We start from the raw sequence: 18,032 nt of genomic DNA, 5'->3' as shown, positions 1-18,032 counted from the left end.
TGCCGGGTTCGCGGAATGGCCATTGCTCACCCTTGGAAACCTGTGGGGCGCGCCTGTCTTCGTCCCCGGACACCAGCGAACAAATGAACCGTTCAGTGCGGAGGGATATATGAAGGCGCTCAGATGGCATGGCAAGAAAGACATTCGATGCGACAGCGTACCTGATCCGAAGATCGAACATCCACGCGACGCGATCATCAAGGTTTCGAGTTGCGCGATATGCGGCTCGGACCTGCACCTCTATGACGGCTTCATGCCCGGCATGGAATCCGGCGACATCATGGGCCACGAATTCATGGGCGAAGTGATGGAAGTCGGCAACGAGAACACGGCGCTGAAGGTTGGCGACCGCGTCGTCGTGCCCTTTACGATCATCTGTGGCGAATGCGATCAGTGCAGGCGCGGCAATTTCTCGGTGTGCGAGCGCAGTAACCGCAATAAGGACCTCGCCGATAAACTGTTTGGCCACACTACGGCCGGACTTTTCGGCTACACGCATCTGACGGGCGGTTATCCAGGCGGGCAGGCGGAATTCGTTCGCGTGCCCTTTGCGGACAAAACGCACGTGAAGATTCCAGACGGCCTCACCGACGAGCAGGTGCTTTTCCTCGGCGACATTTTCCCGACCGGTTGGCAAGCCGCGGTGCAGTGCGATATCGAACCGACCGATACGGTCGCTATCTGGGGCGCGGGGCCGGTCGGTCAAATGGCGATTCGCAGCGCCGTGCTGCTCGGCGCGAAGCAGGTGATCGTAATCGATTGCGTGCCCGAACGTCTTTCTATGGCACGCGCGGGCGGCGCGATCACGATCGACTTCAAGGAAGAGAGCGTGCTGGAGCGCCTGAAGGAACTCACCGGCGGTAAAGGCCCCGAAAAATGTATCGACGCCGTCGGCATGGAATCGCACGCCACGCGCTCCGTGGATGCGATATACGACCGCGCGAAGCAGGCCGTGATGCTCGAAACCGACCGGCCGCATGTGCTGCGCGAAATGATCTACGTATGCCGTCCCGCCGGAACGTTGTCGGTGCCGGGCGTATATGGCGGATTGATCGACAAGGTGCCGTTCGGTGCGTCGATGAACAAGGGCCTGACGTGGCGCATGGGACAAACGCACGTGAACCGCTGGACCGACGACCTGTTGCGGCGAATCCAGGAAGGTCAGATCGATCCGTCGTTTGTCATCACGCACACGGTCGCGCTCGATGAAGGTCCGCGCATGTACAAGACGTTCCGCGACAAGGAAGACGGTTGCATCAAGGTCGTGCTCAAACCATAAACGGCTGCACGTCTCTGGTCCATTAATCCGGCGTGCTGGCCGGCCTCTATGATGAATGAAGGTGATGCAAATGGATTCTCGTTCTGAAGCGAAGCAGGAGAGCGGTCGCGCTCTGAAGGAAAGATTGCCGCAGCCGGATTCGGTCGCGCGTGGCCTTGGGTGGTTCAGCATCGCGCTCGGCCTCGCGGAACTCGTTGCACCGCGCATGATGGCGCGGGTCGCGGGCGTGGAGACCGGCGCGGGCGCGATGCGGTTCTATGGATTGCGTGAAGTGGCGTGCGGTGTCGGCATACTCGCATCGCGCAATCCGCGGCCATTTTTATGGGCACGTGTGGGCGGCGATGCACTCGATCTCGGCACGCTCGCGTTGTCGTCGAACAAACTCAGCGCGCGCGACCGGCAACGTGCGACGGTGGCGGCCGTGAACGTTGCATGCGTCACAGCGCTCGACGTCTATGCCGCCAATTGCGCGGCCAGTGCGCGGCGTTTGCCTTCGGTCGACTATCGCGATCGCACAGGCTTCGCGAACTCGCCCGCCGAGATGCGCGGCGCCGCGCTGTCGGACTTTGAAACACCTCGCGATATGCGCACGCCCGATGCGCTCGCGCCATACACGCGCGAACAGCAACCCGCGGCCAAGGTCGAACGCCGGCGAGCGGGCAGCGTCACAGGCGAAGCGTAAACACGAAAGTGTGCCTGCCGCGTGGCGGGCACGCTTTCTTGCGTTGGCTATGTCCGTGGACTTTTTTGCTAGCTGTTTCGGTGCCGCGCCGTCACGCGCTGCAATTCGAGCGGACAAATGTCAAGCGGACAAGTCCCGCTTACTGGTGGGATGCCCCTTAGCGCCACCCGGCTCGAGATCCGGATCGACGTGATCATGCTCAGGCGCATACGGCCCCTCGGACGGATGCTCTTTTCCTTTCGGAACGAGCGTTGCATCCATGTTTCCATGTGGGCGTTGCTCGACTGTGCCATCGGGTTTGACCTTCACGTCGCCGTCGCGAAGTGTTTCGCGCCGCTTGTCCGCGCGTTCGACGGGATCGGACGGTTCTTGACTCATGGCTTTCTCCTTTCAGGATTGATTCACGCTCGCAAGGGGTCGAGCAAGCGCGATACCCGCTGCGGCGCGTGTGGGTCTCTGTTTTGCTGCGTCGCTGAAGAGGCCCGCGGTTTCGATGCGCGCAAGCACGCGCGGGCCGCGACACTGTCCTGACCGAAAGAGAAGGAGAATGCACATGAAAGCAGTGGTATTTCACGGCATAGGGGACATTCGTCTCGACAACGTTCCCGAACCGAAACTGGAGCAGCCCACCGACGCGCTCGTGCGTCTCACGTCGAGCGCGATTTGCGGCACGGATCTGCATATGGTGCGGGGCACGATGGGCGGCATGGTGCCGGGCACGATTCTCGGCCATGAAGGAATCGGCATGATCGAGGAAGTGGGCCGCAGTGTGCGCAATCTGCGCAAGGGCGATCGCGTGCTGATTCCGTCGACGATCTCCTGTGGCTACTGTGCATACTGCCGCTCGGGCTACACCGCGCAATGCGACAACGCGAACCCGAATGGCGCGAGCGCCGGCACGGCATTCTTCGGGGGCCCCAAAACAACCGGCCCATTCCAGGGCCTCCAGGCACAATACGCGCGCACACCAATGGCGCACGCGAGCCTGATCCGCTTACCGGATGAAATCGACGACGACCGCGCGATCCTGCTCTCCGATATTTTTCCCACTGGCTATTTCGGCGCGCAGCTCGCGGGCATTCGTACCGGCGACACGGTGGCGATATTCGGCGCGGGACCGGTCGGCCAGTTCGCTATCGCGAGCGCGAAACTGATGGGCGCGGGCCGCGTCATTGCGGTGGACCGCATTGCGTCGCGCCTCGACATGGCGTGCACGCAAGGCGCCGAAGTCATCAATTTCGACGAGGAAGATCCCGTCGACATCATCCTGCAACTGACCGGCGGCATCGGCGTGGATCGGGTGATCGACGCGGTAGGCGTCGACGCCGCGCGTGCCGAGCGCGGTCCCGCCGCACAAAAAGAGCGCGATCGGCAACAGGCGTTCGACAAGGAAGTGAAGGACATCGCGCCGGATGCGAAGCCGGACGGCGATAACTGGCGGCCTGGCAGCGGACCGTCGCAAGTGTTGACGTGGTCGGTGAGGGCGGTTGCGAAAGCGGGCACCGTGTCGATTATCGGCGTGTATCCGCAGAACGATCGCGTTTTTCCGATTGGCGAAGCGATGAACCGTAATCTCGTCGTGCGCATGGGCAACTGCAACCATCGCGCGATTACACCGCATCTCGTCGAAATAGTGCGCAACGGGTCGTTCGATCCGCTTGCCGTGTTGACGCAGCGAGAGCCGATCACAGACGCGATCGAGGCTTACCGTGCCTTCGACAATCGCGAGCCGGGCTGGATCAAGGTGAAGCTGCAACCGTGAGGGAAGCGTCACGACGTTACCTGCGGGGACTTCCTTTCGCTTTCATATCACGGCGGGCGTCAATGCCCGCAAGGACTCCTGTTTCCAACCATGACAGTCGACCAGCGGCTTCGCAGCATGCGCAAGACCATGCGCGATATGTTCGGCATCGCGCGTTTGCGCGCCGGCCAGGAGGACATTATCCGCAGCGTCTTGCAACATCGGGACACGCTTGCCACGATGCCAACCGGCGCGGGCAAGTCGCTGTGCTACCAATTGCCCGCGCTGCATCTGGACGGCACGACGCTCGTCGTGTCGCCATTGATCGCGTTGATGAAGGACCAGGCCGACAAGCTGCTCGCGGCCGGCATCGACTGCACGCTCGTCAACAGCACGCTGCGTAGCCGTGCCGAACGCGAGGCGCTGCAACGCATCGCGGCGGGCGATAGCGGCATTGTGTTCGTGACGCCGGAGCGTCTTGCGCAGCCGGCTTTCATCGAGACGTTGCGTGCGCGCCCCGAAAATCGCGTGGGCCTCGTGGTGGTCGACGAGGCGCACTGCGTGTCGCAATGGGGACATGATTTTCGTCCTGCGTTTCTCGAGATCGCGGCCGCGGTGAAGGCGCTTGGGCAACCGCCTGTGCTCGCGTTAACCGCAACGGCCACGCCGCGCGTGATCGACGACATCGTGCATTCGCTCGCGTTGCGCGATCCGCGTGTGGTTCGGACGGGCACCTATCGCGAGAATCTGCGCTATCGCGTGGTGCAAGTTAGCGCGGCGGGCGGCAAGGACGGCGCGGCGCGCGCAATGGCCACCAAACGCGAGCAACTGTCGAAGCTGATTGCGTCGCTGAAGGGAACGGGCATCGTCTATGCGGCCACCGTTCGCGACGTCGATCGCATATACGGCTGGATGACGGAGGCCGGCGAATCGGTCTCGCGCTATCACGGACAAATGCGGACCGCCGCGCGCGAAGAAGCGCAGGAGCAGTTCATGTCGGGCGCCACGCGCTTGATGATCGCGACCAACGCGTTCGGCATGGGCATTGACAAAGCGGACATACGCTTCGTGATTCATTACCAGATTCCCGGCAGCCTCGACGCTTACTATCAGGAAACGGGCCGCGCGGGCCGCGACGGCGAACCGGCCGATTGTGTGCTGCTCTTCGATCTGAACGACCGGCGCATCCAGCAGTTCTTTCTGGCGGGACGCTATCCGAGCGTCGAACTCGCGCAACGGGTTTACGACACGCTGGCGGCGCGTATTGCCGAAGAACCCAGGGGCGTCACACTGGCCGCGCTCAAAGACGCATTAGCGGATGTGGGCGCGGGCAAACTGGAAGTTGCGCTGAACATGCTGGTCGACGCGCGTGTGGCCGGCCGCGACCGGCAGCGACGCTATCGGCTGCGAGCACGTGAAGACGCGCAGGAGTCCGCACGCGATACGGTTGCCCGAGCCGCCGCGCAATTCGAACAGATGAGCGCGCACGACAGGGAAACGCTGCAACAGATGATCGACTATGCACAAACTGGCCAATGCCGCTGGCGCGCGATTCTCGACTACTACGGCGACACTCCCGCTATCGAGCGTTGCGGCGTCTGCGACAACTGCGTGAACCCGCCGCAAATCGACGTCGCGCCGGACGCGCTCGTTGCGGCCGAAGCCTCGGCGAATCAGGTCGGGCCGCACGAGAAAAAGGAGCCGCAAAAAAAGGAGCCGCAAAAGCCGCATATCTGGGCGCCTGGCGACGCTGTGCGCGTGCCGCGCTATGGTGCGGGCGAGGTTGCGCTCGCGAGCGGGGAACAGGTGGCTGTGCAGTTCCCCGACGGCAGCACGCGCACGTTTCTGGCGAGTTATGTCAGAGCCGGACGCTGAGCCGCGGACTCGCGTGCGGAGGTTGCTTCGATCCGCGCGCGGAAGTAACGCACAGTCTCTTCAAGGCCGTCGTCAAGCGAGGTTTTCGGCTGCCAGCCGAGCAATTCGCGAGCGCGCGAAATATCCGGCTGACGATGCCACGGGTCATCCGTTGGCAACGGATGCAATTCGAGCGGCGAATTGGAGCCCGTAATCGCGACGATCCGTTGCGCGATCTCGCGCATACTGACCTCATACGGATTGCCGAGATTGACCGGGCCGCCGGGATCGTCGGCCGTATTCATCAAGCGGATAAACGCGTCGATCATGTCGTCCACGTAGCAGAACGAACGCGTTTGCGAGCCGTCGCCATACAGCGTGAGCGGCTCGCCGCGTAACGCCTGCATCATGAAGTTCGATACGACGCGGCCATCGGCGGGATGCATGCGCGGCCCATACGTATTGAAGATACGCGCGATGCGAATGGACAGCCCATGCTGACGGCGGTAATCCATGAAGAGCGTTTCCGCACAACGCTTGCCCTCGTCGTAACACGAGCGTGGGCCGATTGGATTCACGTGGCCCCAGTAATCTTCTTTCTGCGGATGCACGAGTGCATCGCCATACACTTCGCTTGTCGACGCCTGGAAGATTCTGGCTTGTAGGCGCTTGGCGAGGCCGAGCATATTGATCGCGCCGTGCACGCTCGTCTTGGTGGTTTGCACCGGATCGTGCTGATAGTGAATCGGCGAAGCGGGGCACGCGAGGTTATAAATCTGATCCACCTCGACGTAAAGCGGAAAGGTCACGTCGTGACGCATCAACTCGAAGTTCGCGCAGTCGAGCAGATGCGCGATGTTGTCCTTCGTGCCCGTATAGAAGTTGTCGACGCACAGCACGTCGTGACCTTGCGTCACGAGCCGCTCGCACAGGTGCGAGCCGAGAAAGCCGGCGCCGCCCGTGACCAGAATCCGCTTGCGGGTAAGTTCTTTCATGATGCGTCGTCCTTGCGATAGTTCGGCGAAACGCGGCCTTACGCGGTGACTTGCAGCAATACGTCGTGCCAGTCCTGCGCAAAACGGTCGATGTGAAACCGCTCCAGCGCGGTGCGCCGCGCGCCTTCGCTCAGACGCCGCGCCTCGTCGGGATTGCGCAGCAGTTCATGCATTGCGTCGACGAGCGCATTCACGTCCGTATGCACGAAGCCGTTTTCGCCGTTGCGGATAACGGTCGCGAGTTCGGTGGTCGCGAGACCGACAATCGGCATGCCGATCGTCATGGCTTCGACGATGGCGAGCCCGAGACTGGTCCAGCGAATCGGATTGAAGAAGAAGCGATAGCGCGCGCTGAACGCGGCCAGTTCGAGATTGCCGATTTCGCCGATGCCGTCGAGCCGCTGCGCATCCATGCCGACGAGATCGAGCGGCACACGGGTGCGTGTTTCGGCGAATACGTCCGCACCAAGCCGCCGCCCGCGCTGCGCGAGATGATTCACGACGACAATGCCGCGTTCGAGTTCGCCGCTATAGCGCACGCCTTCGGGCACCACCACGCCGTGTTCGATCACGCGCGTCGGCGTGACGCCGCAATCCCACATCAACTGATTGAAGTGCGTGACGTGGACTAGCAGCGTGTCCGGATCGTCGACCCAATGCCATTGCTGAAACGGATTTTCCTGCGGCGGATCGTGCTCGACATACACGCGCGGAAGCCGGCGCTGCGCTTCGCTCAGCACATGCTCGCGGTCGTATTCCCAATGCGTTTTATGCTGATACAGGATCACGTCGAATTCCTGATCGGGCACATCGTCCGCATTGATTTCGTGCACATTTTCGCCCCACGGCAGCACGCCCACTTTGCCCGCGTACCCGGGCGGATTGCCGGGCTTCGTGACGAGATAAAAATCGTGCGGCGCCTGGGTCAGGTAATACAGATAGTTGCCGTGCACGTGCCATGTCAGCACACGGAGACGGCGGCAGTCACGCAACATGATGCAACTCCTCGAACGGCCCGCCTTCGGGCTGTGTATGCAATGCGTACGGAGCGGCAGGATGAGCGCCGTGGACCTGAGTCAGTTGCGCGCGCGCCGTCTCGACGACGCGATCGACGCTGATATTGAGCGCGCAGGGATGGCCGTAAGGGCACTCGCGGAACATGCAGGGGCGGCACGGCGGATAGTCGGCGAGCACGCGATGCCGCGCGTGGTCGAGCGGCGCCCAGCGCTGCGTGTCGCTGCCCGAAGCGATCACAACGGATTCAGTGGCCATGGCCGCGGCAATGTGCGAAATGCCGGTGTCGTTGCAGACCACGAGCCGTGCGTGAGCGACCAGCGCGGCAAGTCCGCCGAGCGACGTCGTGCCGGCCAGATGCAACGCGGGCGCGGTCATCGCGCCGAGCACCGCGCCGGTGAGCGGCGCTTCTGCAGCGGTCCCGGTGATGGCGATCTGCCAGCCGTCGGCGGCGAGACGATCGGCGACTTCCGCGAAACGCTCTGCGGGCCAACGGCGCGACGGCAATTGCGCGCCAGGATGAACCAGCACGAGACGTTGAGCTTCGAGGCCGTGCGCGGCCATCAGCGAAGCATATTCGTCGCCGTCGCGTTCGCTGAGCGGAAACGACAGCTGCCGATTGGAAGTGTGAACGCCCAGCGCGCTCATCAATGCAAGGTAGCGTTCGGACTCGGGCAAGTCATCGGGCCAGCCGATGAATACACCATCGCGTTGCGGCTCGTCAGGCTGCACGAAGCCCGCGTAAGCGCGCGCGCCGAATTGAAGCAGCAGATCGTTCGCGATCCCGCCGCTGCCATGCAACTGGATCGCCAGATCGAAAGCTTGCGCGCGCATCTGCTCATAAAACGCGGGCAGTCCCTCGTTCGATTCGGGCTGCTCGGGAAAGCCCTCCGCGCCTGGAAACACGATCAGTTCATCGACAAGATCCGTGTAACGTTCGACGAACGACTGCGCCCACGGCAAGCCGATCAACGCGATATGCGCTTGTGGCACGGCCGCGCGTAGCGCGCGCAACGCGGGCACCGCGCACAGCATGTCGCCGAGTTGCAGTGCACGGAAAATCACGATGCGGCGCGGCGCGAGTGTCGCGAGGAACGAGGCTGCATTCATAGAAAGAGCACCTTGTAACGGACGGCGCCGTAGAGCCGCCAGAAGATCGAAAGAAACGGAATGGGAATGGACGTCCACGCCATTTCAGCGATGTGTCGCAAACCGCGATCCCGTCCGCGCAAACGCATCACGCAGAAATAGGTGGTCAGCACGAACCACGCCAGCAGTGCGATCGTCCATGTGGCCGCATCGCCGATGAGTGCGCCGATCAGCGCGGCCAATACGGCGCACAGGATCAGGTAGTAGAGCAGCGGAGGCGTCGAGCGAATGCGCGCCTTGAAGAGTTCGGGGTGCTTCTTGTAGAGCAGCGCGTCGAACTGGCTCTTCCTTTGTTGCGAGATGCTCACGCCCCAACGCGCGGGGCGCACGGGATGCACGACCACCGCCTCGTTCGCGCGCACAATCTTGCCGCCCGCTTGCAACAACGTGAATTGCAGATCGGAGTCTTCGCGCCAGGCCGACGTGAAGCGTTCGTCGAAGCCGCCTGTCATCGTCAGAAAGCTGCGGGCGACGAATACATTGGCGGTCGCGAACTCGGCGCTCTCCAGCCCGCTGGCGTCCGCTTCATAGTCGGTCGGCGAGGCCGGCAGCGGCACGACGATTCTGCCCGCGGCGGCAGCCGCGCCCTGGCGAATCGCTGCGAGACCCTCTTGCAGCCACTGCGGATCGGGCAAGGTGTCGTCGTCGGTGAAGGCGATCACTGGCGAGCGCGCTTGCTGCCAGCCGGCATTGCGCGCGCCCGCCGGGCCCTGGGTGCGGGTCACGGGTACATAGCGCACCGCGAGGCCGCGCTTGGCCTGCTCGGCCGCGATCCGTGCGACGCACGCGCGCGTGGCGTCGTCGGGACCGTCGTCGCAGACCACGATTTCGTAGCGGCCAGCGGGAAAGTCCTGAGCAGTCAGTGCGCGCAGGCAAGCGGCGAGCAGATCGGGCCGGCGATAAGTCGGCACGACCACCGACACATCCATGTGCGCCAGCAGCACACCCGGATAGCCGGCGGCAATCGGCTCGGCCGCGCTCTGCGGATTGCCGAATCTGGTTCCTACGTCGAGCGGTCCCGTAGCGGACGGACTCATGCGCCGCTCCGCGCTTTCTCGACGAGGAACGGACCGATCACGAGCGCGTCGAGCGGCGAAGTCCAGAACGACTCGACTGCATCGCGCGGCGAATTCACCATCGGTTCACCGCGCGTATTGAACGACGTGTTGACGAGAATCGGCACGCCGGTGCGCTCGTTGAACGCAGCCAGCAAGTCGTAGTAAAGCGGATGCTGCGAGCGGTTCACGGTCTGCACGCGTGCGGTGCCGTCCACATGCCGCACGGCCGGAATGCGCGCGGCCTTCTCGGCGCGCACGTCGAACACGAACAGCATGAACGGCGCGACGTTGCCGTTCACGAACCATTCGCTCGCGAGTTCTTCCATCACGACCGGCGCGACCGGACGGAAGTCCTCGCGGTCCTTGATCTCGTTGAGCCTGGCCTGCATGTGCGGATCGACCGGCGACGCGAGAATCGAGCGCGCGCCGAGCGCTCGCGGACCAAACTCCGTGCGGCCCTGATACCAGCCGATCACCTGGCCGTTGGCGAGCAGGTCGGCCGTTTCACCGGCAATGTCGCCAAGCCGCCGATAAGGCACCTTCGACCATTGCAGGAACTGTTCGATTTCCTCTTCCGGATACTCGGGGCCGAGGTACGCGTGATCCATTGTCCAATGACGCTTGCGGTCGCCGTTCTCGGCGCGGGTGCGGTAATCGATCCACAGCGCCGCGCCGAGCGCAGTGCCGGCGTCGCCTGCGGCGGGCTGCACCCATACGTCCTCGAAGGGGCCCGCGTCGCGCAGCTTCGAATTCATCACACAGTTCAGCGCGACGCCGCCCGCCATGGTGAGCTTGCTCAGACCCGTCTTTTCATGCAACCAGCCCGCGAGTTGCAGCACGGTTTCCTCCAGCACGCGCTGCAACGAATGCGCGATGTCGAAATGGCGCTGTTCGAGCGGACCACCGCGTTCGCGCGCCGGGCCGAAACGTTTGACGAGGCGCGGGGCGTCGACGGTATAGCTGCCGTCGCCACGATAGTGGACGATGTCGCGGAACACGTCGACGTATTCCGGCTTGCCGTACGAGGCGAGGGCCATCACCTTGTACTCGTCCGACGAATGCAGAAAGCCTAGCCAGTCCGTCACGGCTTCATAGAGCAGACCCAGCGAGTGCGGCAGTTCTACCTGTTTGAGCCGCGTGTATTCGCCGTCGACAAATTGCCCCATGCTGGTCGTCACGCCTTCGCCACGGCCGTCCATGGTGAGCACGGCGGTGTCGTCGTACGGCGCGGCGAGAAACGCGCTCGCCTCATGCGCGAGGTGATGCTCGACGAAGTGCCACTTGAAGCCGTTGTCGCGGTCCACGCCCTGAAAGCGTTTGCGCAGATGATGCGGCGCACCGTCGAGCAATTGCCCTTTGGCGTTCGCGATGTAGCTCAGAAACAGCGGGTCCCACGGCGACGCCGACGGGTCGGAGAGGCGCGTGTTGGCCGGATCGAACGGCAACTCGATGGTCGCGCCGGGACGCTTGGGCATGCCGCTGAAGAGGCTCGGATCGTAGGAGTACGCCACATGGTCGACGTCTCCCAGCGTGATGCCGGCGGCTTTCAGGCAGTAGTCGATCGCATCGAACGGCAGTTGCCAGGTCGAGAAGGGCACGGGGCGCTTCGCATGCTTGACGTGCGTGAAGCGTTCGTCTTCCGCTGCGGCGAGCACCACACCGTCGCGCAGCAAGGCTGCGGCGCTGTCGTGATAGACGGCATTGATTCCGAGTGTGTACATGGGCGTTCGCAGTAAGAGTGGGTTTCAGGGAGCCACGGGTTCATCGGCGAGCGGCGGCGCCGCGTCGCTGTGGTGGGCGTTGGATTGGTTTTCGGACGAACCGGATGTGCCGGAAGAGCTGGACGCGGCCGCCGCGGTGCGCGACTGCACTTGCGCGCGCAATTCGAGCGCCGCGTTCACGACCTCCCCAGGCGCCACGCCAAGCAGGCATGCGTGATGATGTTGCGGACATACGCTGCGATAGCACCAGCGGCATTCGACATCGCGAAACAGCACGCGATTCGGCGTTTGCCACGGCGTGTGCTGAGGATTGGTCAACGCATACAGATCGACGACCGGTGTGCCCAGCGCCGATGCGAGATGCACCGGCCCGCTGTTATTCGAAACGAGTACGCTTGCGCGTTCGATCAGCGCCGCAAGTTCGCCGAGCGTGAGCGCGCCGCTCAAATCGTGCAGTTGCCCGCGAACGGCAGGCGCGGCCGCGTCGATCACTGCATCGGCGAGAGAGCGCTCGCTCGCACTGCCGGAGATCAGCAGCGGCGCGCCGGTCTCGCGCGCGAGGCGCGTCGCCACCTGGCCGAAGCGCTCGGGCGGATATCGGCGCGATGCGGCGGTGGCACCTGGATGCAGCACGATCCATTGCGCTTTTTCCAGTGCGTTGCCTTGCGCCTTGCCGTGCGATTTATCGTCAATGCCTCTCGCGGTTAACTGCGCGTGCAGCGTCTCGCGATCGGACTGCTGCACTGCGAAACGCATGCGCGTGTCGGGCGCTTGCGCGCCAACCTGACGCACGAGGTCGAGCTGCCGCTCGACTTCATGACGCGTGCGCTGTTGGGGCTCCGGCTCGCGCAGCCAGTCCGTGAGCAGCGCATACGGGTTTTCGCGGCAATGCGCGAGCCGCCGTGGGACGCCCGCCAGATAGCACAGCATCGCCGCGGGCAACGGGCTCTGGCTATAGACGGTAAAGATCACGGCGGCGTCGAAGCCGCCGCGCCGCAAGCGTTCCTGCATGCGTCGATCGTCGGCGAGCGAGCGTGAACTCGCGAGCGGATTCGCGACCCACGGCGCTTCATATTCGATGACGTCGTCGACATCATCCAGAAACGGCGCCAGCGCCACGCCGCTGCGCGACGCGAGGAGCGTGATATGACGGCCGGGCGCCGACTCGCGCAATGCGTGCAGCGCGGGCGTGGTCATCAGCACGTCGCCGAGATTGTCGAGCCGCACGCACAGAATGCGCTTGATGTCCTCGCCCCAATGCGCGAGTTGCGGCGTGTCGGGCACGCGAGCGTGAGCGAACGTCGGTTGAACGATCAGAAGCGGCGCATTCATTGAGCGGTTTCCTCGCCGGCGGGCGCGGGGCGCGACGCGGCTTCGGCACTGCGCGCGACGATTTGCGCCGCTTCGTGCAGATCCGCGGCGCGCGCGGTCGGCACTCGCTGTGGTCCTTCTATCCACTCGGTTTCATGGCCGTTGTCGAGCAGAATCGTGCGGCATCGCGCGCGGTTGCCCGCTTCGACATCGTCGAGAATGTCTCCAATGAACCAGCTTCGCGCGAGATCGAGCTTGTGCTCGCGAGCCGCGCGCAGCAGCAATCCGGGCGCTGGCTTGCGGCAATCGCAGCCGGTCGCGTAGGGCGCCACCGTGCCGTCGGGATGATGCGGGCACCAGTACGCGCCGCAGAGCGTTGCGCCGCATTCGACGAACATGCGCGCGAGTTCGGCTTCCACTCCCTTTAACGCCGCGCGCTGGAACTTGCCGAGCGCGACGCCCGACTGATTGCTGATCACGAAGAGCGCGAACGGCTGGCTCGCGAGCAGTGTCAACGCGTCGCGCGCGCCGGGCGCGAGGCGCATCAGCGAGGGATCGATGTTGTAGGGCACGTCGTCGAGCAACGTACCGTCTTTGTCGAAAAACACAGCGGGTTGCAACATGATGAAGGCGGTGCGGAAAACGTGAGCGAATCGCCGGAAGCGGACAACGCGTCCGCCTCGGCTCGGCAAAACCAGGCTGTGTCGCAGCTAGCGTCGGTATGTGGCCTCCTAGCGGAACGACGCGCCGGCCGCGGCTCGCAACGGAACCGCCACGCGTTCCTCCGCGGTTTTCGCCGGCACGAGCCGCGCGGTGCGCATATAGATTTGCGCGAGCGATTCGCCCACGCCGCGCCAGGTGAACTCCTTGCGCGCGCGTTCGAGACCCGCTTCGCCCATGCGGCGCGCGAGCGCGGGGTCGCGCCGCAACAGGTTCAGACGCGCGGCCAGCGCGGCTGGATCGCGCGGCGGCACGAGGAAGCCGGTGATGCCGTCGGCTACCGAATAGCGGATTCCGCCCACATCGGCGCCGACTACCGGCGTGCCGCAGGCCATTGCTTCGACGGGCGTGATGCCGAACGGCTCGTACCATGGTGTCGTCACGAATACGTCCGCGGCGCTATAGAAGTAGCGCAATTGCGCGCGCCCGCGCCGTCCGACGAAGTTGGTCTGATCGGCCACGCCGCATTCGCGTGCGATGCCGCGCAAGCGCGCGATTTCCGGCGTGGCCTTCTCGTTCGGTGCGTCGGAGTTGCCGCCCACCACATAGAGTTGCGCGGACGTCCTGAACGCTTTCTTCAGAAGGCCGACGCCGCGCACCACGTTGTCGATGCCCTTGCGCTGCACAAGGCGCCCCAGTTGCAGCACGGTGAACTGGTCCTGCTGCCAGCCGAGCGCGTCACGGGCGGTGGCGCGATCCATCGGATGAAACTCGTCGGCGTCGAAACCGCACGGCACGATCTCGATGCGCGCGGGGTCGGCCTGGTAGTGTTCGATCAGGTCCGCTTCGTCCTGCGGGCATTCGGCAACTACCACGTCGGACTGCGCAACCAGGTCGTCCTCGATCGCGAAACGTTCGTCAGGGAAGCCGTCGTTTGCTCCCTGATGGATCCGGCGCACCCGGCCAAGCGCATGAAACGTCATAACGAGCGGCACGCCGAGCGCCGCTTTCACTGTCAACGCGGCGAGACCCGACATGAAGAAGTTCGCGTGCATCACGTCATAGGGCGTCTTCTCGCGGCGAAAGAACTCGATGAGAAATGCGGCGAATTCATCCATGAAAGGCAGCAGCAATTCCTTGGGCAACTGCATCGGCGGCCCGGCTGGAACATGAATGACGCGGACGCCCTCCATGTCGGACACGAGCGGCAGCAACGCGCGGTCGCGCCGCGTGAACACATCCACTTGATGACCCATCTCCTTCAGTTGACGCGCGACATTCGCGACGTAAATGTTCTGTCCTCCGCTGTCGACGCCTCCGGCAACGGCGAGGGGCGAGGCGTGTTCACTGATGAGGGCGATCTTCATTGACAATCCTTCGCGAGATGGCATTAGCGGGGCATCAATGGCGCGCTTTGCTGAGCACTCTTATGCAATTTCGCGCAATACGACGCTGTTACCCGGCCACAGCATGTCGTGTGCCTATAAGCTCGCGGCAGACCGCGAAGCGCAATATGGCGCGGGGTACGGAGAAGCGCTGTAGCGTTCCCTTTTTCAAAGGAAACAAGCGGTGTGGCGTTCCCTTTTTCTACAAGCGGTCATGTAAATTCGAGCAGCGGGCGAGGGAGAAGCGCGAAGTTTTTGCACGGCGATGCGCCCTTAATAGTGGCTGTCGTTCACGTTCTCGCTGTGCTAAGTTTTGTCCGATGGCGGGCTCAACGCTTGCTCGTTATGGGCCTCGGCGCGGCAAACCTGTTCCGCGTTTTTCGTTGCGCCGCTTTATGAACCCGCCTGCGAACCTGCTCAAGTTCACTTTTCGGCGGCGGCCCATTGCGCCGCGCCGACCCTCACAGGGACACCATGCCGAACCCCGCCACGCTGCCCCGTTCCCAGTTGACCCGCCGCATTGCCGCGGACCTCATGCGCGCGGTCTGGCGTTATCGCAATCAGACCGTAGCCGCGTTGCTGCTGATGATCGCGGCCAAGCTCTCCACCGTGCTGATGCCGCTCGCGCTGAAGCATGTTGTCGACGAATTGGGGCATCCTGTTGCGCAAGCGCTGTTTCCCGTATTCCTCGTACTAGCGTATGCGTTGCTGCGCTTTCTCGGCGACGCGCTGAACGAAGCGCGCGACGTGGTATTCAGCATCGTCACGCAGCGCACGGTGGCCGCGTTTACCGAGCGGACTTTCGCTCACCTGCATCGGATGAGTGCGCGCTTTCATACCAGGCGCGAGACCGGCGCAATCGTGCGCGACGTGCAGAAAGGCGCTGACGGCATCGGCTTTCTGCTCGGCGTCGCGTTGTTCACAATCGTGCCGACAGCCTTCGAGATCGCCACCATCGTCGCGATCATGATTCACAACTACGCGCGCGGGTTCATGATCGCGATTGCCGCGACTTTCGTCTGCTATGCGGCTTATACATTCATTTTCACGCGGCGGCGGGTCGCATTCCAGCGTGCAGTCAATGGTCTGGAGGCGCAGTCGGATGGCCGGCTCGTGGATAGTCTGCTCAACTACGACACCGTCAAATACTTCGCGACCGAAGACACCGAAACGCGGCGCCTCGGCGCCGTACTCGAGAAATGGGTGCATGCGAGAACCGCGAACCAGCGCGCGCTGACGGCGCTGCATGTGGGGCAAAGCGCGGTGATCGCGTTCGGCATCGGCGCGATCATGCTCCTCGCGGCGCAGCATGTGGTGGCCGGAAGTATGAGCGTCGGCGATCTGATTCTGGTGAACGCGTACGTCATCCAGATCTGCATGCCGTTGAACACGCTCGGCTTCGTATTTCGCGAGACCAACGACGCGATGGTCAACGTCGAGCGTATGTTTGAAATACTGATGGCCCGCGGCCGCGTGGGCGAAGATATCGACGAGCCCGCCGCGAAGCCGCTAATGGTGAGCGCCGGGCAAATCTCATTCGAGCACGTGGATTTCGGCTATGACCCAGCGCGGCAGATACTGCGCGACGTCGATTTCCACGCGTATCCGGGCAAGACGCTGGCGATAGTCGGCGGAAGCGGCTCGGGCAAGTCGACACTCGTGAAACTGCTGTTTCGTCTTTATCAGCCGAATGGCGGCAAGATCCGCATAGACGGCCAGGACATCGGGCAGGTTACGCAGAAGAGCCTGCGCGAAGCCATCGGCATCGTGCCGCAAGATACGGTGCTGTTCAACGAAACCATCGCCTACAACATCGCATACGGCCGGCCTTCCGCAACGCGCGCGGACGTTGTGCGTGCGGCGCGCGCGGCGCAGCTCGACGAATTCATCGAACGTTTGCCGGATCATTACGACACGCGCGTCGGCGAACGCGGCGTGCGGCTTTCGGGCGGCGAGCGGCAGCGCATCGCGATTGCGCGCGCGATCCTCAAGGACCCGCGCATCATTGTTTTCGACGAGGCCACGTCCGCGCTCGATACGCGCTCCGAACGGGCGATACAAACCGAATTGACGCGGCTCGCGCAGGGTCGCACGTCGATTGTGATTGCGCACAGGCTCTCAACGGTGGTCGACGCCGACTGGATTCTCGTGATGGAGCATGGCCGCGTGGTCGAGCAGGGCACGCACCGCGAACTGCTTGCGCGCGATGGCGTCTACGCGAAGATGTGGTCTCTGCAATGGCAGCAGGGAGAACTGGAGCACGCGCAGCGCAAGCTCACCGCGCAGTCGGTGAGTCTCGCGGCATTGATGGCCGGCGTGATCGATGCATTGCACGACGAAATCGCTGCGCGGCGCGTGACCTTGTACCCGGACATCAGCGACAACGATCTGCGCGTGACCGGCGATCCGAGTGTTCTTCAACCGCTGATCGCCGAACTGTGCCGCAATGAGATCGTGCAGGCGAAGCCGGGGCAGCGCATCGAATTGCGCGTCGAGCGGCACAACAATCACGCGTGGGTCAGCGTGCTGGGCATGGGCGAGGAGCCCGCCGAATTGTCGCAAGCGGCGGCGCGCTATATGGAAGAGGCGCTGTCCGCCGCGGGCGGCAGCTTCACGCTGATGCCGTTGAATGGCCGGCTTGCGTATGTGGCGATGTTGCCGCTGCGTCCGCTGGCCGACGCGGATTCGAGGTCGCCGGCGGCGCCGTGGCCGTTGGTGATCGACGGCGCATCGCCACTCGAAGGCCTCTTCGTCATGGCTATCGACGACCAGGAAGATGCACTCGACGCGCTCGAAGCGGTGCTCGCATCGAGCGGCGCACGTGTGCGAACCGCGTCGTCGGGCAAGGAAGCATTGGACTGGCTCGCGCATACGGCCACGACGCAATGGCCGCATGCATTGCTATGCGACATCGTGCTCACGGATGAAGACGGCTACGACGTACTGCGCCGTTTGCGGCGGCTCGAAGCCGAGCGGCAACTGCCGCTACAGGACCGCGTGCCGGCCATCGCGTTGACCGGCTATGCGCAGAGCGAAGACCGCATGCGCGCGAAGATGGCGGGTTTTCAGGCGCATCTGACAAAGCCGGTTTCGCCGGAGAAGCTGATCGGCGAGATTCGTAACCTCGCGATGGCGTCCGCGCGTACCGGCGCGTAGAACGATCGCACGGCGTAGTGGCTGAAG

At 63.6% G+C, this 18,032-nt stretch carries 14 protein-coding genes; 5 read left to right on the top strand and 9 right to left on the bottom strand.

Annotated features, from left to right (window positions below; genetic code table 11):
• The first annotated feature begins 109 nt into the window (after positions 1-109).
• Positions 110-1,279, top strand: coding sequence for a zinc-dependent alcohol dehydrogenase (locus tag C0Z16_RS07390; protein ID WP_102631516.1), 1,170 nt, complete (start codon positions 110-112; stop codon positions 1,277-1,279).
• Positions 1,280-1,349: 70 nt separating this feature from the next.
• Positions 1,350-1,961 (top strand): hypothetical protein, encoded by a 612-nt coding sequence (locus C0Z16_RS07385; protein WP_102631700.1) that lies wholly within the window; start codon positions 1,350-1,352, stop codon positions 1,959-1,961.
• 120 nt (positions 1,962-2,081) lie between these two features.
• On the opposite strand, the gene C0Z16_RS07380 is transcribed toward C0Z16_RS07385, so the two are convergent.
• Positions 2,082-2,339, bottom strand: coding sequence for a hypothetical protein (locus C0Z16_RS07380; RefSeq protein ID WP_102631515.1), 258 nt, complete (start codon positions 2,337-2,339; stop codon positions 2,082-2,084).
• A 175-nt stretch (positions 2,340-2,514) separates the two neighbouring features.
• Between C0Z16_RS07380 and C0Z16_RS07375 the strand changes: the two genes are divergently transcribed.
• The gene (locus C0Z16_RS07375) at positions 2,515-3,723 is read left to right on the top strand and encodes a zinc-dependent alcohol dehydrogenase (protein WP_102631514.1); all 1,209 of its coding nucleotides are present in this window, start codon (positions 2,515-2,517) and stop codon (positions 3,721-3,723) included.
• 90 nt (positions 3,724-3,813) lie between these two features.
• Positions 3,814-5,577, top strand: a complete 1,764-nt coding sequence (locus C0Z16_RS07370; protein WP_102631513.1) for a RecQ family ATP-dependent DNA helicase — start codon at positions 3,814-3,816, stop codon at positions 5,575-5,577.
• Here the strand turns inward: C0Z16_RS07370 and C0Z16_RS07365 are convergent.
• The 8 genes from C0Z16_RS07365 to C0Z16_RS07330 all read right to left on the bottom strand — a co-directional run bounded on the left by C0Z16_RS07365 (position 5,556) and on the right by C0Z16_RS07330 (position 14,831).
• Positions 5,556-6,551, bottom strand: coding sequence for a UDP-glucuronic acid decarboxylase family protein (locus C0Z16_RS07365; RefSeq protein WP_102631512.1), 996 nt, complete (start codon positions 6,549-6,551; stop codon positions 5,556-5,558). The genes C0Z16_RS07370 and C0Z16_RS07365 overlap by 22 nt on opposite strands.
• Positions 6,552-6,589: 38 nt before the next feature.
• On the bottom strand, positions 6,590-7,546 hold the full coding sequence (locus C0Z16_RS07360) for a glycosyltransferase family 4 protein (RefSeq protein WP_102631511.1): 957 nt from the start codon (positions 7,544-7,546) through the stop codon (positions 6,590-6,592).
• Positions 7,536-8,675, bottom strand: coding sequence for a glycosyltransferase family 9 protein (locus tag C0Z16_RS07355; protein ID WP_102631510.1), 1,140 nt, complete (start codon positions 8,673-8,675; stop codon positions 7,536-7,538). Before C0Z16_RS07355 ends, C0Z16_RS07360 begins: the two co-directional genes overlap by 11 nt.
• On the bottom strand, positions 8,672-9,751 hold the full coding sequence (locus C0Z16_RS07350) for a glycosyltransferase family 2 protein (RefSeq protein ID WP_102631509.1): 1,080 nt from the start codon (positions 9,749-9,751) through the stop codon (positions 8,672-8,674). The genes C0Z16_RS07355 and C0Z16_RS07350 overlap by 4 nt, the downstream gene beginning before the upstream one ends.
• A complete protein-coding gene (locus C0Z16_RS07345) occupies positions 9,748-11,493 on the bottom strand; it encodes a carbamoyltransferase family protein (RefSeq protein ID WP_102631508.1) in 1,746 nt (581 codons plus the stop codon). Before C0Z16_RS07345 ends, C0Z16_RS07350 begins: the two co-directional genes overlap by 4 nt.
• Positions 11,494-11,517: 24 nt before the next feature.
• Positions 11,518-12,825, bottom strand: a complete 1,308-nt coding sequence (waaF, locus tag C0Z16_RS07340; protein WP_102631507.1) for a lipopolysaccharide heptosyltransferase II — start codon at positions 12,823-12,825, stop codon at positions 11,518-11,520.
• Positions 12,822-13,427, bottom strand: coding sequence for a D-glycero-alpha-D-manno-heptose-1,7-bisphosphate 7-phosphatase (locus tag C0Z16_RS07335; RefSeq protein ID WP_102631506.1), 606 nt, complete (start codon positions 13,425-13,427; stop codon positions 12,822-12,824). The genes waaF and C0Z16_RS07335 overlap by 4 nt, the downstream gene beginning before the upstream one ends.
• A gap of 108 nt (positions 13,428-13,535) precedes the next feature.
• Entirely contained in the window at positions 13,536-14,831 is a 1,296-nt protein-coding gene (locus C0Z16_RS07330) for a glycosyltransferase family 4 protein (RefSeq protein ID WP_102631505.1), read from the bottom strand.
• A gap of 492 nt (positions 14,832-15,323) precedes the next feature.
• On the opposite strand from C0Z16_RS07330, the gene C0Z16_RS07325 reads away from it, so the two are divergent.
• A complete protein-coding gene (locus C0Z16_RS07325) occupies positions 15,324-18,005 on the top strand; it encodes an ATP-binding cassette domain-containing protein (RefSeq protein WP_102631504.1) in 2,682 nt (893 codons plus the stop codon).
• Positions 18,006-18,032 lie beyond the last annotated feature (27 nt).

The organism is Paraburkholderia rhynchosiae (genome assembly GCF_002879865.1).
Taxonomy (GTDB): Bacteria; Pseudomonadota; Gammaproteobacteria; order Burkholderiales; family Burkholderiaceae; genus Paraburkholderia; species Paraburkholderia rhynchosiae.
The sequence above is the reverse complement of the archived record's forward strand: the minus strand, read 5'-3'. Positions and strand labels throughout refer to the sequence as shown.